The 19,893-nt window shown below is 73.0% G+C and carries 18 protein-coding genes; 11 read left to right on the forward strand and 7 right to left on the reverse strand.

Translation table 11 applies throughout. From position 1 onward, the window contains the following. From ABT360_RS12015 to ABT360_RS12025, 3 genes are read left to right on the forward strand one after another with little or no spacing between them, the layout of a single operon-like run. Window positions 1–1,578: a 4-coumarate--CoA ligase family protein gene (locus tag ABT360_RS12015; protein WP_351814094.1), complete on the forward strand. Its 1,578-nt coding sequence runs from the start codon at window positions 1–3 to the stop codon at window positions 1,576–1,578. After that, window positions 1,575–2,312, forward strand: a complete 738-nt coding sequence (locus ABT360_RS12020; RefSeq protein ID WP_351814096.1) for an enoyl-CoA hydratase family protein — start codon at window positions 1,575–1,577, stop codon at window positions 2,310–2,312. Before ABT360_RS12015 ends, ABT360_RS12020 begins: the two co-directional genes overlap by 4 nt. Further along, a complete protein-coding gene (locus ABT360_RS12025; RefSeq protein ID WP_351814098.1) occupies window positions 2,300–2,890 on the forward strand; it encodes a TetR/AcrR family transcriptional regulator in 591 nt (196 codons plus the stop codon). Before ABT360_RS12020 ends, ABT360_RS12025 begins: the two co-directional genes overlap by 13 nt. A 65-nt stretch (window positions 2,891–2,955) precedes the next feature. On the opposite strand, the gene ABT360_RS12030 is transcribed toward ABT360_RS12025, so the two are convergent. Then, window positions 2,956–4,056 (reverse strand): citrate synthase 2, encoded by a 1,101-nt coding sequence (locus tag ABT360_RS12030; protein WP_351814100.1) that lies wholly within the window; start codon window positions 4,054–4,056, stop codon window positions 2,956–2,958. Window positions 4,057–4,347: 291 nt separating this feature from the next. Between ABT360_RS12030 and pdxH the strand changes: the two genes are divergently transcribed. After that, window positions 4,348–4,974, forward strand: coding sequence for a pyridoxamine 5'-phosphate oxidase (gene pdxH, locus ABT360_RS12035; protein ID WP_351814197.1), 627 nt, complete (start codon window positions 4,348–4,350; stop codon window positions 4,972–4,974). Window positions 4,975–4,976: 2 nt separating this feature from the next. Here the strand turns inward: pdxH and ABT360_RS12040 are convergent, their stop codons facing one another. Continuing rightward, window positions 4,977–5,312, reverse strand: a complete 336-nt coding sequence (locus ABT360_RS12040; protein ID WP_351814102.1) for a hypothetical protein — start codon at window positions 5,310–5,312, stop codon at window positions 4,977–4,979. Window positions 5,313–5,771: 459 nt separating this feature from the next. On the opposite strand from ABT360_RS12040, the gene ABT360_RS12045 reads away from it, so the two are divergent. Beyond that, window positions 5,772–7,073 carry a PAS domain-containing protein gene (locus tag ABT360_RS12045; RefSeq protein WP_351814104.1) on the forward strand — a complete coding sequence of 434 codons (1,302 nt, stop codon included), beginning with the start codon at window positions 5,772–5,774 and terminating at the stop codon, window positions 7,071–7,073. Window positions 7,074–7,481: 408 nt separating this feature from the next. Here ABT360_RS12045 and ABT360_RS12050 read toward each other — a convergent pair whose 3' ends face one another. After that, window positions 7,482–8,261, reverse strand: coding sequence for an SIS domain-containing protein (locus ABT360_RS12050; protein WP_351814106.1), 780 nt, complete (start codon window positions 8,259–8,261; stop codon window positions 7,482–7,484). A gap of 153 nt (window positions 8,262–8,414) precedes the next feature. On the opposite strand from ABT360_RS12050, the gene ABT360_RS12055 reads away from it, so the two are divergent. Together ABT360_RS12055 and ABT360_RS12060 are read left to right on the forward strand one after the other, a co-directional pair. Then, the gene (locus ABT360_RS12055; protein ID WP_351814108.1) at window positions 8,415–9,107 is read left to right on the forward strand and encodes a metal-dependent transcriptional regulator; all 693 of its coding nucleotides are present in this window, start codon (window positions 8,415–8,417) and stop codon (window positions 9,105–9,107) included. A 515-nt stretch (window positions 9,108–9,622) separates the two neighbouring features. Next, window positions 9,623–10,489, forward strand: a complete 867-nt coding sequence (locus ABT360_RS12060) for an alpha/beta fold hydrolase (RefSeq protein WP_351814110.1) — start codon at window positions 9,623–9,625, stop codon at window positions 10,487–10,489. On the opposite strand, the gene ABT360_RS12065 is transcribed toward ABT360_RS12060, so the two are convergent. The 3 genes from ABT360_RS12065 to ABT360_RS12075 all read right to left on the reverse strand — a co-directional run bounded on the left by ABT360_RS12065 (window position 10,476) and on the right by ABT360_RS12075 (window position 13,618). Next, entirely contained in the window at window positions 10,476–12,077 is a 1,602-nt protein-coding gene (locus ABT360_RS12065) for a transporter (RefSeq protein ID WP_444852225.1), read from the reverse strand. The two genes, ABT360_RS12060 and ABT360_RS12065, sit on opposite strands and share 14 nt — an antisense overlap. Further along, window positions 12,056–12,847, reverse strand: a complete 792-nt coding sequence (locus ABT360_RS12070) for an ABC transporter ATP-binding protein (RefSeq protein ID WP_351814114.1) — start codon at window positions 12,845–12,847, stop codon at window positions 12,056–12,058. Before ABT360_RS12070 ends, ABT360_RS12065 begins: the two co-directional genes overlap by 22 nt. A gap of 93 nt (window positions 12,848–12,940) precedes the next feature. Continuing rightward, complete coding sequence (locus ABT360_RS12075) at window positions 12,941–13,618, reverse strand: bifunctional DNA primase/polymerase (protein ID WP_351814116.1); 678 nt, start codon at window positions 13,616–13,618, stop codon at window positions 12,941–12,943. A 368-nt stretch (window positions 13,619–13,986) separates the two neighbouring features. Here ABT360_RS12075 and ABT360_RS35385 point away from each other — a divergent pair, with 368 nt between their 5' ends. Beyond that, entirely contained in the window at window positions 13,987–15,369 is a 1,383-nt protein-coding gene (locus tag ABT360_RS35385) for a transcriptional regulator (protein ID WP_444852224.1), read from the forward strand. Between the two features lie 169 nt (window positions 15,370–15,538). After that, window positions 15,539–16,888: a hypothetical protein gene (locus ABT360_RS12085; RefSeq protein ID WP_351814118.1), complete on the forward strand. Its 1,350-nt coding sequence runs from the start codon at window positions 15,539–15,541 to the stop codon at window positions 16,886–16,888. Window positions 16,889–16,903: 15 nt separating this feature from the next. On the opposite strand, the gene ABT360_RS12090 is transcribed toward ABT360_RS12085, so the two are convergent. Then, complete coding sequence (locus ABT360_RS12090) at window positions 16,904–18,181, reverse strand: ABC transporter substrate-binding protein (protein ID WP_444852226.1); 1,278 nt, start codon at window positions 18,179–18,181, stop codon at window positions 16,904–16,906. Between the two features lie 169 nt (window positions 18,182–18,350). Between ABT360_RS12090 and ABT360_RS12095 the strand changes: the two genes are divergently transcribed. Together ABT360_RS12095 and purU are read left to right on the forward strand one after the other, a co-directional pair. Next, a complete protein-coding gene (locus ABT360_RS12095; RefSeq protein ID WP_351814199.1) occupies window positions 18,351–18,797 on the forward strand; it encodes an SCO4402 family protein in 447 nt (148 codons plus the stop codon). A 46-nt stretch (window positions 18,798–18,843) separates the two neighbouring features. Next, complete coding sequence (purU, locus tag ABT360_RS12100) at window positions 18,844–19,695, forward strand: formyltetrahydrofolate deformylase (protein ID WP_351814121.1); 852 nt, start codon at window positions 18,844–18,846, stop codon at window positions 19,693–19,695. Window positions 19,696–19,893: the final 198 nt, after the last annotated feature.

The following is a 19,893-nucleotide window of genomic DNA, read 5'->3' on the forward strand; positions in this document are numbered from 1 at the left end:
ATGGTGTTCCACAGCGAGTACGCGGACGTCCCGACCGTCTCCCTCCCCATCCACGACGCGGTGCTGGCCCGCTCGGCCGCCGCGTACACCGACGAGCCCGCCCTCGTCGACGGGGCGGGCGACCTGACCCTCACGTACGGCAGGCTCGACACCTACCACCGGCGGGTCGCCGCCGCGCTCGCCGAGGCGGGGGTGCGCAAGGGCGACGTCTTGGCCCTGCACAGCCCCAACACCGTCGCCTACCCGGTCGTCTTCTACGGCGCGACGCGCGCCGGCGCGGCCGTCACCACCGTCCACCCGCTGGCCACTCCCGAGGAGTTCGCCAAGCAGCTGCGCGACTCCTCCGCCCGTTGGATCGTCACCGTCTCGCCGCTCCTCGCCGCCGCGCGGCGGGCCGCCGAACTGGCGGGCGGCGTGACCGAGATCTTCGTGTGCGACGAGGCCGAGGGGCACCGCTCGATCCTCGACATGCTCGGCTCGACCGCGCCCGAACCGTCCGTCGCCATCGACCCGGACGAGGACCTCGCCGCCCTGCCGTACTCGTCGGGCACCACCGGCGTCCCCAAGGGAGTCATGCTTACCCACCGCTCCATCGCCACCAACCTGGCGCAGCTGGAGCCGACCGTCCCGATGGGGCCGGGCGACCGGATCCTCGCGGTTCTCCCGTTCTTCCACATCTACGGGCTGACCGCCCTGATGAACGCCCCTCTCCGCCAGGGCGCCACCGTCGTGGTCCTGCCCCGCTTCCAACTCGACCAGTTCCTGTCGGCGATCGAGAAGCACCGCATCAACGCCCTGTACGTCGCCCCGCCGATCGTCCTGGCGCTCGCCAAGCACCCGGCGGTCGAGCGCTACGACCTCTCCTCCCTGGAGTACGTCGTCAGCGCCGCCGCCCCGCTGGACGCGCGCCTCGCCCAGGCCTGCTCGGCCCGCCTCGGCCTGCCGCCGGTACGGCAGGCGTACGGGATGACGGAGCTGTCGCCCGGCACGCACGTCGTCCCGCTGGACGCACCCGACCCCCCGCCCGGCACGGTGGGCAAGCTCCTGCCCAGCACCGAGATGCGGATCCTGTCCCTGGACGATCCCGGCAAGGACGTCGCCCCCGGCGAGGAGGGCGAGATCGCGATCCGTGGCCCGCAGGTGATGAAGGGGTACCTGGGCCGCCCCGACGCGACCGCCGCGATGATCGACGCCGACGGCTGGGTCCACACCGGGGACGTCGGGCGGGTCGACGAGGACGGGTGGCTGTTCGTCGTCGACCGGGTCAAGGAACTGATCAAGTACAAGGGCTTCCAGGTCGCCCCGGCCGAACTGGAGGCGCTGCTGCTGACCCACGAGGCCGTCGCGGACGCGGCGGTGATCGGGGTGTACGACGAGGACGGCAACGAGGTCCCGAAGGCGTACGTCGTCCGGCAGCCGCACGCGGGCGACCTGACGGCAGACGACATCATCGGCTTCGTGGCAGGGAAGGTCGCCCCGTACAAGAAGATCCGGTGCGTCGAGTTCATCGACGGCGTGCCGAGGGCGGCGTCGGGGAAAATCCTCCGGCGCGAACTGAGGGAGCGGGAAGGCGCATGACGAGACTCGTCACCACCGCGCACGAGCGGGGCATCACGACCCTGACGCTGGATTCTCCGGACAACCGCAACGCCCTGTCGGCGCGGCTCGTCGGCGAGCTGGCCGAGGCGCTGGACGACTGTGGCAAGGACCCGGCGGTACGGGCGGTGGTGCTCACCCACAGCGGGGCCACGTTCAGCGCGGGCGCCGATCTGAAGGCCCCGCCCAGCCCGTACACGTTCGTGGCGCTGCTGCGGGCGATCGTGGAGCTGCCCAAGCCGGTGGTGGCCCGGGTGGACGGGCACGTGCGGGCCGGCGGGCTGGGCATCGTCGGGGCGTGCGACATCGTGGCGGCGGGGGCGGGTGTGGACTTCGCACTGACGGAGGTGCGGATCGGGGTGGCGCCGTCGGTGATCTCCCTGTCGCTGCTGCCGCGCCTCGACCCGCGCGCCGCCGCCCGCTACTACCTCACCGGTGAGCGGTTCGACGCGGCCGAGGCGGCGCGGATCGGGCTGGTCACGGTCGTCGGGGACGATGTGGACGACGCCCTCGTCCCGGTGCTGGAGGGCTTGCGCAGGGCGTCGCCGCAGGGGCTGGCGGAGGCCAAGAGGCTGGTCGCGGCTAGGGTGCTGGAGATGTTCGAGCGCGATGCGGAGGACCTCGTACAGCGCTCGGCCTCGCTCTTCGCCTCGGCGGAGGCACGCGAGGGAATGACGGCCTTCCTCGAACGACGGGACCCCGTATGGGTGTTGTGACGACCACCGCGAAGGAGCCGAAGCAGGACCGCAGCCGGGCCACCCGGCAGCGGCTCCTCGCGGCGGCGGTCGCCTGCCTCGCGGAACACGGCTGGGCGGGCTCGACCGTCTCCGTCGTCGCCGAGCGCGCCGGTGTCTCCCGGGGCGCGGCACAGCACCACTTCCCGACGCGGGAGGACCTGTTCACGGCGGCGGTCGAGTACGTCGCCGAGGAACGCTCCCAGGCGCTGCGCGCCCTGCCGGGCCAGGGCCGCGCGGCGGTCGTCGCCGCCCTGGTCGACCTCTACACCGGCCCGCTGTTCCGGGCGGCCCTGCACCTGTGGGTGGCCGCCTCCGACGAGGAGCAGCTGCGCCCCCGGGTGACGGAGCTGGAGGCGCGCGTAGGCCGCGAGACCCACCGCATCGCGGTCGAGCTGCTCGGCGCCGACGAGTCCCGGCCGGGGGTACGGGAGACGGTCCAGGGCCTGCTGGACATGGCGCGCGGCCTGGGCCTGGCGAACCTGCTCACGGACGACACCGCGCGCCGCGAGCGGGTGGTGGCGCAGTGGGCGGCGCTGCTGGACGAGGCGCTCGGCTGACCCGCGTCACGGCGACGGCGCCGCCCCTTTCACGGGTGCGGCGCCGTCGTCGTACGTCGTCGCCGTCAGCCGGCGATGTCCTCGTACCCGGGGATCTCGCGGGGGCTGCGCGAGCCCGGGCCCACGTAGCGGGCCGAGGGGCGGACCAGGCGGCCGGTGCGCTTCTGCTCCAGGATGTGAGCCGACCAGCCGGCCGTGCGGGCGCAGGTGAACATGGACGTGAACATGTGCGCCGGGACCTCCGCGAAGTCCAGCATGATCGCCGCCCAGAACTCCACGTTCGTCGCCAGGACGCGGTCCGGGCGGCGGTTGTGCAGCTCCTCCAGGGCGGCCTTCTCCAGCGCCTCGGCGACCTCGAAGCGCGGCGCGCCGAGCTCCTTGGCGGTGCGGCGCAGCACGCGGGCGCGCGGGTCCTCGGCGCGGTAGACGCGGTGGCCGAAGCCCATCAGGCGCTCGCCCTTGTCGAGGGCCTTGCGGACGTACGCGCCGGCGTCGCCGGTCCGCTCGATCTCCTCGATCATGCCGAGGACGCGGGACGGCGCACCGCCGTGCAGCGGGCCCGACATGGCGCCGACGGCACCCGACAGGGCCGCGGCCACGTCCGCGCCCGTGGAGGCGATGACACGGGCGGTGAAGGTGGAGGCGTTCATGCCGTGCTCGGCGGCGGACGTCCAGTACGCGTCGACGGCCTTGACGTGCTTGGGGTCGGGCTCGCCGCGCCAGCGGATCATGAACCGCTCGACGACCGACTCCGCCTTGTCGATCTCGCTCTGCGGGACCATCGGCAGGCCCTGTCCGCGGGCCGACTGGGCGACGTAGGACAGCGCCATGACGGCGGCACGCGCCAGGTCGTCGCGGGCCTCCTGCTCGTCGATGTCGAGGAGCGGTTTCAGGCCCCACACGGGCGCGAGCATGGCGAGAGCGGACTGGACGTCGACGCGGATGTCGCCGGAGTGCACCGGGATCGGGAACGGCTCGGCGGGCGGCAGGCCGGGGTTGAACGCCCCGTCGACCAGCAGGCCCCAGACGTTGCCGAAGGAGACCTGGCCCACCAGGTCCTCGATGTCGACGCCGCGGTAGCGGAGCGCGCCGCCCTCCTTGTCCGGTTCGGCGATCTCCGTCTCGAACGCGACGACTCCTTCGAGTCCGGGTACGAAGTCGGACATCAGGCGGCTCCTCGTGAGGTGTACGACAGGTTGCTACAGGCCGGGGTGTCTTCCGGTGATGCGGTGATGCCCCGTACGGCTGGTGGTCATCCTCACCGTCGTAGGGAGGGAACAGTGACCCAGCGCATGAGTCTGTCGGGTTCACCCGATGCGGGGAAGCGTGACATCCGGCACACTGCGCCGAACCGGTCAGGGAGATTAGTGGCACGCGGTGCCGGGCAGACTGGATCGCTACGGCAGGATGGCCCTGTGACAGACGCTCTCGACCCAGCAGCTCTCGATCCCGCCGACATGCGCGAGCAGTACCGCACCGCCGAGTTCCTGGAGGCGGACCTCGCGGACGGGCCGATGGAACAGTTCGCGCGCTGGTTCGAGGAGGCCGTCGACAGCGACGCGATCATCGAGCCCAACGCCATGATCGTCTCGACGGCGACGCCCGACGGCCGGCCCTCCTCGCGGACGGTGCTGCTCAAGCACTACGACGAACGAGGGTTCGTCTTCTTCACCAACTACGGCTCCCGCAAGGGTGCGGAGCTGGAGACCAATCCGTACGTCTCGCTCCTCTTCCCCTGGCACCCCGTCGCCCGCCAGGTCCTGGTCACCGGCACGGCCACCCGCGTCGGCCGAGACGAGACGGCCGCCTACTTCCGCACCCGCCCGCACGGCTCCCAGCTCGGCGCCTGGGCCAGCGAGCAGTCCTCGGTGATCGCCTCCCGGGCGGAGCTGCTCGCCCGGTACGAGGAGCTCGCCGCCCGCTACCCGGAGGGCGAGCAGGTGCCCGTGCCGCCGCACTGGGGCGGCTTCCGGGTCGCGCCCGAGGCGGTCGAGTTCTGGCAGGGCCACGAGAACCGGCTGCACGACCGGCTGCGGTACGTACGGGACGGCGAGGCCTGGCGGATCGAGCGGCTGGCGCCGTAGGGCTACGAGAAGTCCACGACGGCCAGCACCGGACCGCCCGCCACCAGGGCGTACTGGACGAACACCGCTCCACGCCGCACCTCGTGGCCGACCGCGTCACGGGGCAGGCACAGCGCCCACAGGCCCACGACGCCGGACAGGCCCAGGGACCACAGGGCCGGCCCGGTCAAGGGGCCGTTCGCGCCGTCGCCGACGTACGCCTGCCGCAGCAGCACGACCAGGGTCACGACGAAGGAGAACGCCAGCAGCAGCAGGCCGGTCCCGGCGAAGACGCGTACGGCCGTGGTGCTGGGCGTGAAGGGGTCGTTCGCCTGCCGGGCGGTCTCGGTCGAGTTCATGCCGCCATCCTGGGCGGCGGCCGGGGCGCCGGGCATCGTCACGGGTACTCAGTGCAGCCGGGCCGCGTACTCATGTTCGTGGCACAGCTCCTGGCACAGCTCACGGCACAGCAGAAACCCGCGGGCTCTGGCTCTCCTGACGGAGAGGCCGGCCGGATGAGCCGGCGAGCCCGCGGGTCGGTGACTGCTGGAGATTGCGGCAGGAGGCCTGCCGACATTGCACAGAGTGCGACGGCAGGCCTCAGCCCGCAGTCACCTCACGCATCCGAAAAGAAACCACTTCCGGATCACCTCCTTTCTTCGTGTGCCCCACACCCTAGGAACCGCCCCCGCGCCCCACAACCGGTTTTTTCGCACCAGGTGATTTCCGGGAACCGGGTGTGCTCTGAGTCACGTTCCAGTTGAATGGCCGATGGCGTGCACGTGCACGTGAGTACACGTCCTGCAGGGGGTGCCGGGATGAGTGCGTCCAGGAGCGAGACCGCCAAGGCTCTGGGGCCCGGAGCGGATCTGCTCGCCGCGCTGCTCGACGGGATGGACGCCGCGCTGTGCGCGTTCGACGGCGACGGGGTGATCACCCACTGGAACCGGGAGGCCGAGCGGATCCTCGGGTGGAGCGCCGAGGAGGCCGTCGGGCGCAGCGGGTTCGCCGGATGGGCCGTGCGCAGCGCGGACGCCGACGACGTGCACCAGCGGCTGATGGCCGTCATGGACGCGCCGGGCCGCCAGGTCCACGAGTTCGCCCTCGTCCGCAAGGACGGCGGCCGGGTCCTCGTGCGGACGCAGTCGGCCGGCGTGCGCGGCGCGGACGGACGGCCGGCCGGGGTCTACTGCGCGTTCAGCGAGGTGCACGCCCAGATCGACCTGGAGCGGTCGATCGCGCTGAGCGAGGCCCTGTTCGAGGACGCCTCCTGGGGCGTCGTCCTCGTCGACGTGGACCTCCGCCCCACCGTCGTGAACGCCCACGCCGCCCGGGCGCTGGGCACCGGCCGTACGTCCCTGCTCGGGCGGCCGCTCGGTGAGCTGGTCGTGCAGGGCGTGGAGGAGCTGGAGGGTGCCCTCCACCACGTGCTGGCGGAAGGCGCGCCCCGGGCGCTCGTCGAGCTGTGGGTGACGCTCAGGACCCCGGAGGGGGAGCGGCGGCGCTGCTGGCGCAGCGGCTTCCTGCGGCTGGCGTCGCCGCTCGCCGAGGAGCCGGTGCCGCTCGGGGTCGGCTGGCTGTTCCAGGACGTCACGGACGCGAAGGTGGCGGAACAGGAGGCCGACCGGCTGCGGTTCCGGACCAGTCAGCTGCACCGGGCGGGCAGTGCGGCCGCGGAGTGCGAGGACCCGATGGAGGCGGCGGCCACGTACCTGGACTTCGCGCTGGCCGGGTTCGCCGACCACGCGCTGGTGGACCTGGTGGAGGGCGACCGGCTCGTCCGGGCGGCCGCCTCCCCGACCGGCGCGCCCGGCCCGGTGGCCCGCCTGGCCGGCGCCGGGTTCCCGGTCCGGTACGCGGCGGGGCACCCCGCCCTCCAGGCGGTCGACCGGGCCGGGTCCGTGCGGGCGAGCGCCTCCTCGGAGGCGTGGGCGACCGAACGCCAGTGGCCCCGGGAGGCGACGCACGCCCTGTGCACGGTGCTCCGCAGCCGGGGCCGGACGCTCGGCGTGGTCACCTTCCTCCGCTCGGGCACCCGGCCCGCCTTCGAGCGCCCGGACGCGGTGTACGCGGAGAGCGTCGCGGTCCGCGTGGCCGCGGCGGTGGACCTCGCGGGGTAACCCCCACCGCCCCGGCGCTCCCGTCGCGGCCAGTCGTCCCGCCGGGCCCCGCCCCCCCCCGTTGTGGGCATTCGTTCCGCAGGGCGGGACGGGTGGGCACAACGGGACGGGGCGGTGCCCTTTCCCGGTGCCCACGAGGGCTGTGCGCTTTCCCGGTCCCCCCGGCGCGGCGCCCGGGCGGCGGCTACCCCCGGGTGGGTGGGGGCGGGGCCCCTCCGGGCTCACCTCCTCGAGGCCGGCGGCCTCGGGTCTCGTGCACGGGAGCCCTTCCGACGCCTCCCCCAAGCTCTGCGGGGGCGACCCTGCACGGCCCCGCCCCGGCCGGTGTCCGGCGGCCCACGGCGCGTCGGCGACGGCCACGGCGAACCCGGCCCCGGACGGCGGCCTGACCGTACGGGTCGCCTGGTCCTAGTGGCGGAAGAAGATCCGGTCCGCGTACTCGGTCATCACGCGGCCGTTCCACTCGTGACCGCCGTCGACGTTGCCGGAGCGCAGCAGTGGCGGCTCGATGCCGCGGGCCACCAGGGACTCGGTGGCGGCCGCCATCACCGCCTGCATCAGGGCGCTGGTCACGACCGTGGACGCCGGGGCGAACGGGGCCTCGACGCCCTCGTGGGTGAGCTCCGCGTCGCCCACGGCGATCTTGGAGTCCAGCACGATGTCGCAGTGGTCCTTGAGGAAGGTGCCCGACACGTGCCGGGGCTTCGTCTCCTCGGCGTACGCCACCGACGTCACCCCGATGACCTTCAGGCCGAGCGCGCGGGCGTTCATCGCCATCTCGACGGGCAGGGCGTTGCGGCCGGACAGCGAGACGATGATCAGCAGGTCGCCGGCCCTGGCGGGCGAGGAGTCCAGGACGGCCCCGGCCAGGCCGTCCACCCGCTCCAGGGCCGAGCCGAGCGTCGCGGGCATGACGTCGACACCGACGACGCCCGGTACGGCGAGCAGGTTGACCAGCGCGAGGCCGCCGGCCCGGTACACCACGTCCTGGGCGGCGAGCGACGAGTGGCCCGCGCCGAACGCGAACAGGCGGCCGCCCGAGGCGACGGTGTCGGCGATGGCCGCGCCGGCGGCGGCGATGTTCGGCGCCTCCTCGTCCCGCACCCGCTTCAGCAGGCCGATGGCGGCGTCGAAGAACCGATCGGCCGGCTTGCTCCTGCTCGCGCTCTCGCCGGTAGCGTCAGGCATGGCGTCAGGCCCCTTCTCTCCGTGTCGCGGATCACGTTGCGGTCTGGACCATTGCGCTGTCAATACCGGGCCTGCCCCCAGGGCGGCACGGTTGTCGGCGTGATGCGCAAGAATTGAGTCAGGGCCAGCGCACGATTCTTTCGAGGGGCACGTATGTCCGGACTGATCGACACCACGGAGATGTATCTCCGCACCATCCTCGAGCTCGAAGAGGAAGGTGTGGTGCCCATGCGCGCCCGCATCGCCGAGCGGCTGGACCAGAGCGGGCCGACCGTCAGCCAGACGGTCGCGCGGATGGAGCGCGACGGCCTGGTGACCGTCGCGGGCGACCGGCACCTGGAGCTGACCGACGAGGGCCGCCGCCTGGCCACCCGCGTGATGCGCAAGCACCGGCTCGCCGAGTGCCTGCTGGTCGACGTGATCGGCCTGGAGTGGGAGCAGGTCCACGCCGAGGCCTGCCGCTGGGAGCACGTGATGAGCGAGGCGGTGGAGCGCCGTGTGCTGGAGCTGCTGCGGCACCCCACGGAGTCTCCGTACGGGAACCCGATCCCGGGCCTGGAGGAGCTGGGCGAGAAGGCGGAGCCCGAGGCGTTCCTGGACGAGGGCATGGTGTCGCTGGCCGAGCTCGACGCGGGCACGGAGGGCAAGACCGTGGTGGTGCGCCGGATCGGCGAGCCGATCCAGACGGACGCCCAGCTGATGTACACGCTGCGCCGCGCGGGTGTGCAGCCCGGCTCGGTGGTGAGCGTGACGGAATCGCCGGGCGGCGTGCTCGTCGGCAGCAGCGGTGAGGCCGCGGAGCTGGGAGCCGACGTGGCGTCGCACGTCTTCGTCGCCAAGCGCTGAGCCACGCGTGCGGGGCGGTGCCGCCTCGCACGCGGCTTCGGACCGTCGCCCGATGCCCTGCCCGGACCCCGGGCCGGGCGACGCCTGGAGTCCCACCCGTCACGGGACCCCCACCGGTCACGGAACGCGCTTTCGACCGGAATCGCAGCGCCCGCCCGGCTCGCGTGCCAGTCTTGGCTCAGGCATATGACCTGAGTGGGTGTGAGCCGATGCTCCACGCCTGGGGAGGGAGCAGGTGGATGCGCCCGCCTGGACATGGGGAGAGCCCCGGCGCCCATCGGCGCCGGGGCCCGACCTCCCCTGTGCTGACCCGGAGCCCCGAGCTCTCAGGGTCGTCCCCTCGGACCGTTTTTCCCCGAGCGGCCCGCCTCCCGATGAAGATCTCCCCCCGACGGCGGCCGTCAATCCTTGAGGGGGGTCACTCGAACGAGCGGTGTTGCGGGCGGGACACCCGTTTTCGAATGCAGGTTCGATAGTCTGGCTCGCGCACAAGAGAGAAGGGGGTGTCAGGACTCATGGTGCGACGCATCGACCTGACCGGAGCCGAGGGCTTACGCCTCGCCGCCTGGGAGTTCGCCGACCCGCCCAAGGGCCATGCCTCCGGGGACGCCGAGGCGCCCGGGGTGCTCCTCCTCCACGGCCTGATGGGCCGCGCCTCGCACTGGGCATCCACCGCACGCCGGCTCGCCGAGCGGCACCGGGCCGTCGCGCTCGACCAGCGCGGCCACGGACACAGCGACAAGCCCGCCGACGGCCCCTTCACCCGCGAGGCGTACGTCGCCGACGCCGCCGCCGCGGTCGAACAGCTCGGGCTCGCGCCCGTCACCCTCATCGGCCACGCCATGGGCGCCCTGACGGCCTGGCAGCTCGCCGCCGAGCGCCCCGACCTCGTCCGGGCCCTGGTCATCTGCGACATGCGGGCCTCCGCCCTGGGCGCCGCGTCCCAGCGCGAATGGGAGGACTGGTTCCGCTCCTGGCCGCTGCCCTTCGCCACACTGGCCGACGTACGGAAATGGTTCGGCGAGGACGACCCCCGGGTGGAGCGCCCCAACCCGGCACGCGGCGAGTTCTTCGCCGAGGTCATGGCCGAGGGCCCCGACGGCTGGCGCCCCCTGTTCTCCCGCCGCCAGATGCTCACCTCCCGCGAGACCTGGGTCCACGACGCCCACTGGGACTCCCTCGCCCAGGTCCGCTGCCCCACCCTCGTCGTCCGCGGCCTGGACGGCGAACTGGGCCGCGCGGAGGCCCAGGAGATGGTCCGGGTCCTCCCCCAGGGGCGGTACGCCGAGGTCCCGGACGCCGGCCACCTCGTCCACTACGACCAGCCGGAGGGCTGGCGCACCGCCATAACGTCCTTCCTGGAGGACGTCAGCCCCTGCTGACCGCCGCCAGGATCTCCGGGAGCCGGGCGGCCGTGCGCGGTGCGGCGAGACGCAGGCCCGCCCACGTCAGCAGCGTGCCCCAGCCGGCGCCCAGCGCGAGCAGGAACAGCCCCGCGGCCATGCCGTCTTCCAGCCGGACCGTCAGGACGATCAGCGGTACGCACAGCAGCGCCGCCGTGACCATGCCGCCCAGGATGGAGATCCACGCCAGCCCCGCCTGGCCCGGAGCCACGTTCTTGAACCCGCTGTCCTGCGGAATCGAGTACGGGAAGCGGGACGACGCCACGGCGCCCGTCCCGAGCATCGCGCCCAGCACCCCGAACGACAGCCCGAGCGCTTCCGGCAGTGTCCGCCAGTCGCCCAGCACCGCCGCCGTCAGCGTGGTCACCAGCGCCACGAACGGCAGGGTGACCAGCAGCAGCGCCAAGGCCCGCGCCCGCAGCTCCTCATAGGCGTCCCGCGCCGAGGAGATCGTCATCGCGACCATCCAGAAGGCCGACGTGTCCTGGCCGAACTGGTTGTACATCTGCACGCCGAGCATCCCCGCCGCGAAACACGCGAAGTACACCGACCCCGTGCCCTGCAAGGCGTTGAAGAGCGGCACGATCAGGCCGATCGCCAGCGACGTCACCCACGCCGCCTTCGTCTTCGGGTCCCTCGCCACATAACGCAGACTCCGCTGCATCACCGTGCCCGTACGCCCCTCGGGCCACAGGCGGCCGGGCCCCGACGACGCCGACTCGCGGCGCGACGGACGCGACGCCGCCGCCAGTGTCGAACCGTCCGGGGCCGTCATCAGCTTCACCAAACTCCGCCGCCACGCGTACAGCAGCGCCCCCAGGGCCGCCACCGACAACAGCAGCCCCGCAACGGCCTCTCCGTACGCGCCCTCACTCGCCGAGTCGACCGCCGCGAACGCCGACGCGGGCGGAATCCACCGCACCACCTCCGCCGCCGGGTCCAGCGCCGACAGACCACCCGCCCGACCGAGCCGTTGCGCACCGAAGTTGACGAACTGGATGCCCACCGCGATCACCAGACCGCTCAGCACCGCCAGGTCCCGGCCCTTGCGGGACGTCAACAGCCGGACGTTGCCGGCCGCCACCGCCCGCGCCAGCGCCACGCACACCAGCAGCACCAGCGGCACGGCGGCCACCGCCACCACCACGGCGAACGCCCCGTGCGCCAGCGCGACCGCCGACCCGACCGCCAGACACAGCGTGAACAGCGGCCCGATCCCCACCAGCGACGACACCAGCAACGCCCGCACCAGCGGCCCCGGTCGCAGCGGCAGCATCACCAGCCGCGTCGGATCCAGCGTCTCGTCCCCACTCGGGAAGAACAGCGGCATCACCGCCCACCCCAGAGTCAGCAGCCCCGCCAGCAACACCGTGACCGTGGCCGCGTGCTCACTGCCCCGCAGCAGCACCAGCCCCAGCAACTGCCCCGCCGCGAACAGCAACGCCAGCACGGCGGACGTCACATACGCCGCCCTGCGCCCCGCCGACTGCCGCAGCCCATTGCGCAGCAGCGACAGCTTGAGCCGTACGAAGACCCCCGTGAGCGTCACCGGGCACCGCCCAGCCAGTCCAGCGACTCGCCCGCGTCCCGCCCCTGCGCGCCCACCAGCTCCAGGAACGCGGCCTGCAACGACGGCGCTTCGCCACGCACCTCGGCCAGCGTGCCCTGCGCCCGGATCCGGCCCCCCGCCATCACGGCGACCCAGTCGCACAGTGACTCCACCAGCTCCATCACATGGCTGGAGAACACCACCGTCGCACCCGACGCCGTGTACCGCTCCAGCACCCCGCGGATCGACTGCGCCGACACCGGGTCCACGCCCTCGAAGGGCTCGTCCAGGAACAGCACGTCGGGGTTGTGCAGCAGCGCCGCCGCGAGCCCGATCTTCTTGCGCATACCGGTCGAGTAGTCGACGACCAGCTTGTGCTGCGCCCCCGCCAGGTCCAGCACGTCCAGCAGCTGGGCCGCCCGCTTGTCGACCTCGTCCCCGGGCAGCCCCCGCAGCCGCCCGGTGTACGCGAGGAGTTCCCGTCCCGACAGCCGCTCGAACAGCCGCAGCCCCTCCGGCAGGACCCCGATCCGGGCCTTCACCGCCGCCGGATCGCGCCACACGTCGTGCCCCACCACCTCGACCCGCCCCTGGTCGGGCCGCAGCAGCCCCGTCACCATCGACAAGGTCGTCGTCTTGCCCGCCCCGTTCGGGCCCACCAGCCCGATGAACCGCCCCGCCGGAAGCGCCAGATCGATCCCGGCGACGGCGATCTGCTCGCCGAACCGCTTCCACAACCCCTCGACCCGCACAGCGGGTGCGAGCCCGTCCTCCACCTGGTCCGGCATGGTCATTGCCTCCCGTAGGTCCCCGGCGATACGGGGCCAGCCTACGTACGCGCCGGGACGCGGACAGGGGGCGAGACCGGCAGCCGGGCGCGGTCAGCCCTGCCGGGACCGGGCATCGGCGGCCTCCCGGGCGCACGCGTACGCCAAGGGGCAGATCAGTTCCTCGACGTCGGGCAGCCAGCGGTTCGCCGGAGTGGGCCGGCGCGCCCACTGCACCGCGCCGTGCCCGCCCACCCGGGTGGGCGGCGCCGCCACGTACTGGCCCTCGCCCCGCGCCACCAGGTCGATCCCGCTCGGCGACCAGCCGAGCTTGCGCACCAGGTCCGGCACCTTGGCGGCGGCCCCCGGCAGGACGAAGAACATCATCCGGCGGTCCGGGGTGCAGGTGACCGGGCCGAGCGTCAGGTCCATCCGCTCCATCCGCGCCAGCGCCAGGAAACCCGCCGACTCCGGGACGTCCAGGGCGTCGAAGGTACGGCCCGTCGGCAGCAGGATCGACGCCCGCGGCTGCTTCCCCCACAGCCGGCGCGCCACCACGGCGCTGCCCGTCGCCTGCGTCGCCCAGTCCGGCCGGGCCGGGTGCGCCCCCGCCGCGGGGCACGCGGTGTCGCCGCACGAGCACCGTTCCGTGCCGTCGACCGCCTCCAGCCAGGTGCCGGGGAACACGTCCCAGTGCCGCTCTTCCGCATACCGCACGGCGCTGTCCAGCAGCTGCTCGCCTCGCTGCTTGGGGATCTGTGCCGCTTCCGTGACTCCGATGGTCTCTTCCACGAAACAACTCAACTCCCCACCCCATCCGGGGTTACGGGGCGCGGGAAGGGAGGCCGAGGAGCATCGATTCGCCATCCGGGGCGCATGGATGCACGGACGGGGGCGCGCATGGGGACCGGGAGCGGCGGGCGGGTAGCCACAGTCGGAGGAGGTGACAGCTCTCCCGCTATTGCGTGATGTATGGGCCTTCGGCGGCACTTGGGGCACGACCCGCCCTTCCCCTGCCTTCCGCCCACTTCCGTAACTGTGCGTGCCCTTCTTCGCGCTTCATTGCTTTCGTCAGTATTCGCAGGTCAACTTCTGCATTCTCCGTATATCAGCCGGGCAGTGATCAGCGGGACTGATCACCGCGGCAACAGGGGGTAGTCATGGCAGCGAGGCCGCTCGTCGCCCGTCAGCCGAACGAACGGCTGCAGGCTCTCATCCAGGAGGCAGGGTGCTCGAACGCCGGGCTCGCCCGCCGCGTCAACATGGTCGGGCAGGAGCGCGGGCTCGATCTGCGGTACGACAAGACGTCGGTGGCGCGCTGGCTGCGCGGCCAGCAGCCGCGCGGGCGGGCCCCCGGGATCATCGCCGAGGCCCTCGGCCGCAAGCTGGGGCGCACGGTGACGATCGACGAGATCGGCATGGCCAACGGCAAGAACCTGGCGTCCGGCGTGGGCCTGCAGTTCTCGCCGACCGTGTTCGGCGCCATCGAGCAGGTCTGCGAGCTGTGGCGCAGCGACGTGGGCCGGCGGGATTTCCTGACCGGCTCGACGGTGGCCGCCTCCGCGCTGGTGGAGCCCAGCCGGGACTGGCTGATCACGGCCGCCGACCCGCAGGTGGGCCGGCAGGCCGGGGCGCGGGTCGGGACGGCGGACGTCGAGGCGGTACGGGCGATGACGGCCGCGCTGGTGGAGCTGGACCACCGGTTCGGCAGCGGGCACGTGCGGCCCGTGGTGGTGCACTACCTGAACAGCGTGGTGTCGGGGCTGCTGTCCGGGTCGTACCGGGACGCCGTGGGCCGGCAACTGTTCGCGGCGGTCGCGCGGTTGACGGAGCTCGCCGGGTACATGGCGGTGGACACCGGGCAGCCCGGTCTGGCGCAGCGGTACTACATCCAGGCGCTGCGGCTCGCGCAGGCGGCCGGGGACCGCGGGTACGGCGGGTACGTGCTGGCCGCGTCCATGAGCCACCTGGCGGCCCAGCTGGGAAACCCGCGGGAGATCGCCCAGCTGGCGCGGGCGGCGCAGGAGGGGGCGCGGGGGCACGTTCCGCCGCGGGCGGAGGCGATGTTCCTGGCGGCCGAGGCGCGCGGGCACGCCCTGCTCGGCGATGTGCGCACCTGCCAGGAGGTGGCGGCGCGGGCGGTGGCCGCGATGGACCGGAGCGAGCCGGGGTCGGGGGACGACCCGGCGTGGATCGCCCACTTCGACCGGGCGTACCTGGCCGACGAACTGGCCCACTGCTACCGGGACCTGGGGCGGCCGGAGGACGCGGCGCGGGCGGCGAACGAGGCGCTGGACGGCCACCCCGAGGCGCGGGCCCGGCGGCGGGCGATCGGCCTGGTCCTGCTGGCCACGGCGCAGGTCCAGCAGCGGGAGGTGGAGGCCGCCTGCCACACGGGCACGCGCGCGGCCGAACTGCTCGGCACGCTGCGGTCGTCGAGGGGCGCCGAGTACCTGGAAGACCTTCAGCAGCGTCTGGAGCCGTACGCGGACGAGCCCGCGGTCCGCGAGTTCGGTGCGCGGCTGGAGCTCCAGGCCGCGTAGGGCGCGGCGGGCGCGCGGCGGGGCGGCCGGGGCGCCGCCTTAACAGCGTCGTGAGGGAGGTTCTTGTTACTGCCGCCACACACGTGTGCGCGGGCTCTGTGTCACCCGGTAGCGTGAGCCGACGCTTCCGTAGGTTTACAGGTTTACCCGTTCACACGTAGGAGTCCCGGTGACGCAGAGCGGACAGGGTCAGGAGCCGCACCTTCCGGCGGCGCGGCCCGCGCACGAGGGTGTCGTGCTGCCCGCCGAGGGCGGTGAGACCTGGGGCGCGGCCGCCGCCGGGCCGGCCGAGGGCCGGCCGTGGGGCGGCCAATGGGGTCCGCCGGACGGCCGGGAGCAGCCCCTGCCGCCGCAGCAGCCGGGGACGTACGACCAGCAGCCCGGGGCGTACCAGCAGCACCAGCAGCACCAGCCGCAGTACCCGCAGGGGCAGGCGTACGGGACCGTGGCCCAGCCGCTGCCGCCCGAGGTCCCGCCGGGGGCCGCCGACGCGGACGCCACCCAGTACCTCCCGCCGGTCGCGGCACCGGGCGCCGGGCCGATGCCCATGCCGATGCCCGCGCCCGCCGAGAGCCCGGCCGAGTCGACGCAGTTCCTCGGTACCCGGCCGGCGGCCCAGGACGCCGACGCCACGCAGTACATCGCGCCCGTCCCGCCCCAGCCGTCCGGCGCGCCCTACGGGATACGTCCCGGAGCGCCCGGCGACCGGCAGCCCCCCGCGGAGTTCGACAGCCTGTTCCGCGACGACGCGGCGGCGACGCAGCACATGCCCCCGGTCGGGGCCCAGGCGCCGTACCAGCAGGCCCGTGGGCCGTACCAGGCGCCCCAGGCACCGCAGCCCGCGCAGCAGTACCAGGATGCGTACCAGGAGCCCGCGCCGCGCCGGTCGTCGAAGCTGCCGCTGATCGCCGCGGTCGTCGTCGGCTGCGCCGTCCTGGGGCTCGGTGCCGGCGCTCTCCTCAGCGGCGGTGAGGACGACAAGAAGGCGCCGGCCGACAAGGCCGGTGTCGCCGCCGCCAGTTCCCCGACGCCCGGCGCGGGCGCTTCGCAGGCCGCCCCCGACCCGGCCAGGGCGCAGGCGGAGGCTCTCGACAAGCTCCTCGCGGACAGCAACAACAGCCGTGACACGGTGATCCGGTCCGTCGAGAACATCAAGAAGTGCCAGGGTCTCGACCAGGCCGCGACCGACCTGCGCGGTGCCGCCGGGCAGCGCCGTGACCTGGTGACCCGGCTCCAGGGCCTGACCGTCGACAAGCTCCCGAACCACGCCGCGCTGAGCGCCGCGCTGACCAAGGCCTGGCAGGCGTCCGCCTCCGCCGACGACCACTACGCGGCCTGGGCGGCCGAGGTCAAGGGCAAGAAGGGCTGCAAGGGCGGCAAGGCGCGCAGCACCGGCGAGTTCGCCCAGGGCAACCGGGCCAGCGGTGAGGCGACGGCCGCGAAGACGCAGGCCTCCGCCCTCTGGAACGGCATCGCGGCCACGTACGGCCTGACCCCGCGCCAGCCGGCCCAGCTGTGACCGGCTGGTGACCGGCTAGTGGGCGGCGGCCTGGCGGAGCGTCGGGCCGACGTCCACGAAGCCTTCCTTCTGCGCCACCAGCCGTCCCTTGCGCACGACTTGGAACGTGACCTGGTGGTTCACTATCCGCGGCGTGCGGGGGGTGCCGAGCATGTCCTCGTAGCGCCAGCGCAGCGGCGGGGTGAGGCCCCCGGTGTCCACCCGTGCCCCGCGGGTGAGCGCGTGGCCGATCAGGCCCGGGGTGATCTCCTCGTCCCCGAGGGACTCGACGACCTTCGTGAGGACGGTGTACGCGATCCAGGTCGTCTGCACGCCCGCGTCGGCCGGGTCGATCCGGTTGTCGGCGAAGGCGTGCTCCTGGAGGACCTGCTTCATCGTGTTCCAGCGCTCGTCGCCCGCCTCCGGGTACCAGCCGGTGATGTAGGCCCCTTCGAAGGGGCCGTTCGCCCCGCCGGTGCGGTCGATGAGCGGCTGGTCGACGCTGCCGAGGACCGAGGAGACCTCGATGTCCCGGCCGTCGGGCGGGAGCCGGCGGAAGGAGTCGAAGAAGTTCGCGGTGTGCTCCCCGAGCGCGGCGGTGACGCAGCCGCCGTCGCCGTCGGCGCCGGCCTGGTCGCGGGACTGCCGGGCCTCGTCGGTGTACTCGCCGGCGTCGTCGGCGGCCGGGATGTCGGCCGCGGTCCGGTGGTGCCCTTGGGCGAGGCCCGCGTTGAGGATGTAGGGCAGGTCGGCGCCGGTGACCGAGTCGGGCCGGACGAGGGAGACGCGGTCGCACGCGTCCGCGAGCTGGATGCCGTTGCCGGCCAGCAGCGCGGCCTGGCCGCCGTTGACCGGGTAGGAGACCGAGCTCCTGAACTCGTCGTCCGTGATGCCGTAGCCACCGATGTACGGGATGCCCGCGGCCTCCAGCGGGGACATGAAGGCGCGGCCGTGCTGGCTGTACGAGCCGACGACCGCGACCACGCCCTCCTGGACCGCGCTCCGGGCGCACGCGGCGGCTGTCGCGGCATCGTTGCCCACGTTGCAGGTGAGCACCCGCAGTTCGCGGCCGTTGACACCGCCCCGGGAGTTGATCCAGCGGGCATAGGCCTGCCCCATGGCGGGCATGCCGGGCATATTGGTCGCCAGGGTGCCCTCGGGTGCCCAGGTCATGACGGTGATGGGCTCCCTGGAGCCCCCCGTGACTCCAGGGAGGACCCCGCACCCGGCCAGGAGGCACGCCGAGCCGACTGCCGCCGCAGCCCTGATGCGGGAGAGGGTGGAGGTGGAGCGTCGCCTGCCGTTACCGGTCATGGTCATGCACAATTCCGCCTCATGGGTAACGCGGGAGTGAGGTCGGTTCAACGCTGAGTGACGTCGAGGTGAATTGCGGGGGCCCGTCCCCGTGCTCTTCTGGGGAACGTACGATCGAAACGTGTCAGCTTCCGTGAACTCTTCCCGTCGCGGCCGTCGCTCCTTCACCATGGGCGGCATGCCGCTCACAGACATCCCGTGGTGGCGCTGGCGCGCCAACGTGCGCTCGGCGCTGCACATGCTCTCCGACCCCGTCTTCCACCAGGAGTGCTGGCTGGCGGGCCTGGAGGGGTACGGGGACGTCACCGACGCCGTCTACCGGCTGGTCGAGGACACCTGGCTGGACAACTGGTCGGCCGAGAAGTACGTGGGGACCATATTCCGGGACTCGGGCGAGGCCGCCCTGGTCGACGTCGCGGTCCTGCGGGTGCTGCGGATCATGCATCAGGTCGGCCCGGACGCCCCCGTCTCCGCCTACATGGGCCACCACGGCTGGCCGGAGGCGGTACGGGCGGCCCGTGAGGCGCACGTACGGCTGGCCGTCAACGACGGCGAGGACCCGGACGCGCCGCCGCGCTCGCTGGACGTGCTGCGGATCATGACGAGGTCCGCGTGACGGACCGCCGTCGGGACGCCCCGCGCGGATGTGGCATCCTGCCAGGATGACCGACCAGTACGTCCTCACGCTCTCCTGCCCGGACAAGCAGGGCATCGTGCACGCCGTTTCGAGTTACCTCTTCATCACCGGCTGCAACATCGAGGACAGTCAGCAGTTCGGGGACCGGGACACCGGCCTGTTCTTCATGCGGGTCCACTTCTCGGCCGAGGCTCCGGTCACGGTGGACAAGCTGCGCGCGAGCTTCGCGGCCGTCGGGGACTCCTTCGAGATGGACTGGCAGATCCACCGCGCCGATGAGCGCATGCGGGTCGTGCTGATGGTGTCGAAGTTCGGCCACTGCCTGAACGACCTGCTGTTCCGCACCCGGATCGGCGCGCTGCCGGTCGACATCGTGGCGGTCGTCTCCAACCACACCGACTTCGCCGAGCTGGTCGCCTCGTACGACGTCCCGTTCCACCACATTCCGGTCACCAAGGACACCAAGCCGCAGGCGGAGGCCGAGCTGCTGGAGCTGGTGCGCGCGGAGAACGTCGAGCTGGTGGTGCTGGCCCGCTACATGCAGGTCCTGTCGGACGACCTGTGCAAGCAGTTGAGCGGCAAGGTCATCAACATCCACCACTCGTTCCTGCCGAGCTTCAAGGGCGCCAAGCCCTACCACCAGGCGCACGCGCGGGGCGTGAAGCTGATCGGCGCGACGGCCCACTATGTGACGGCCGACCTCGACGAGGGCCCGATCATCGAGCAGGAGGTCGAGCGGGTCGGCCACGAGGTCACCCCGGAGCAGCTGGTCGCCGTCGGCCGCGACGTCGAGTGCCAGGCGCTGGCCCGTGCGGTCAAGTGGCACGCGGAACGCCGCATCCTCCTCAACGGCCGCCGCACGGTCGTCTTCACGTAAGGGCTCCCGCCCCCACGAACCCCGGCCCCCCGGGGCCCACCCGAGGGTGCCCGTCCGGTCCGGTCGCCCTGAGGGCACCGCCCTTGCGGCGCGGAGCTGCCGCGGCCCGGGAGCCTCGACGCCCCAGGTGGCAACCCCGCAGGGGCACCGCCCCGCCCCGTTGTGCCCACCCGTCCCGCCCCAGGCGGGACGAATGCC

This window comes from Streptomyces sp. NPDC000229 (assembly GCF_040300825.1).
In the GTDB taxonomy this organism is placed as follows: domain Bacteria; phylum Actinomycetota; class Actinomycetes; order Streptomycetales; family Streptomycetaceae; genus Streptomyces.

What these genes read in the sequence shown, in the direction of transcription:
- ABT360_RS12055 (WP_351814108.1), top strand. Translation starts at nt 8,415, where the DNA reads ATGTCCGGACTGATCGACACCACGGAGATGTATCTCCGCACCATCCTC.
- ABT360_RS12030 (WP_351814100.1), bottom strand. Translation starts at nt 4,056, where the DNA reads ATGTCCGACTTCGTACCCGGACTCGAAGGAGTCGTCGCGTTCGAGACG.
- ABT360_RS12045 (WP_351814104.1), top strand. Translation starts at nt 5,772, where the DNA reads ATGAGTGCGTCCAGGAGCGAGACCGCCAAGGCTCTGGGGCCCGGAGCG.
- ABT360_RS12020 (WP_351814096.1), top strand. Translation starts at nt 1,575, where the DNA reads ATGACGAGACTCGTCACCACCGCGCACGAGCGGGGCATCACGACCCTG.
- ABT360_RS12090 (WP_444852226.1), bottom strand. Translation starts at nt 18,181, where the DNA reads ATGACCGGTAACGGCAGGCGACGCTCCACCTCCACCCTCTCCCGCATC.
- pdxH (WP_351814197.1), top strand. Translation starts at nt 4,348, where the DNA reads ATGCGCGAGCAGTACCGCACCGCCGAGTTCCTGGAGGCGGACCTCGCG.
- ABT360_RS12040 (WP_351814102.1), bottom strand. Translation starts at nt 5,312, where the DNA reads ATGAACTCGACCGAGACCGCCCGGCAGGCGAACGACCCCTTCACGCCC.
- ABT360_RS35385 (WP_444852224.1), top strand. Translation starts at nt 13,987, where the DNA reads ATGGCAGCGAGGCCGCTCGTCGCCCGTCAGCCGAACGAACGGCTGCAG.
- purU (WP_351814121.1), top strand. Translation starts at nt 18,844, where the DNA reads ATGACCGACCAGTACGTCCTCACGCTCTCCTGCCCGGACAAGCAGGGC.
- ABT360_RS12070 (WP_351814114.1), bottom strand. Translation starts at nt 12,847, where the DNA reads ATGCCGGACCAGGTGGAGGACGGGCTCGCACCCGCTGTGCGGGTCGAG.
- ABT360_RS12060 (WP_351814110.1), top strand. Translation starts at nt 9,623, where the DNA reads ATGGTGCGACGCATCGACCTGACCGGAGCCGAGGGCTTACGCCTCGCC.
- ABT360_RS12050 (WP_351814106.1), bottom strand. Translation starts at nt 8,261, where the DNA reads ATGCCTGACGCTACCGGCGAGAGCGCGAGCAGGAGCAAGCCGGCCGAT.
- ABT360_RS12025 (WP_351814098.1), top strand. Translation starts at nt 2,300, where the DNA reads ATGGGTGTTGTGACGACCACCGCGAAGGAGCCGAAGCAGGACCGCAGC.
- ABT360_RS12015 (WP_351814094.1), top strand. Translation starts at nt 1, where the DNA reads ATGGTGTTCCACAGCGAGTACGCGGACGTCCCGACCGTCTCCCTCCCC.
- ABT360_RS12095 (WP_351814199.1), top strand. Translation starts at nt 18,351, where the DNA reads ATGGGCGGCATGCCGCTCACAGACATCCCGTGGTGGCGCTGGCGCGCC.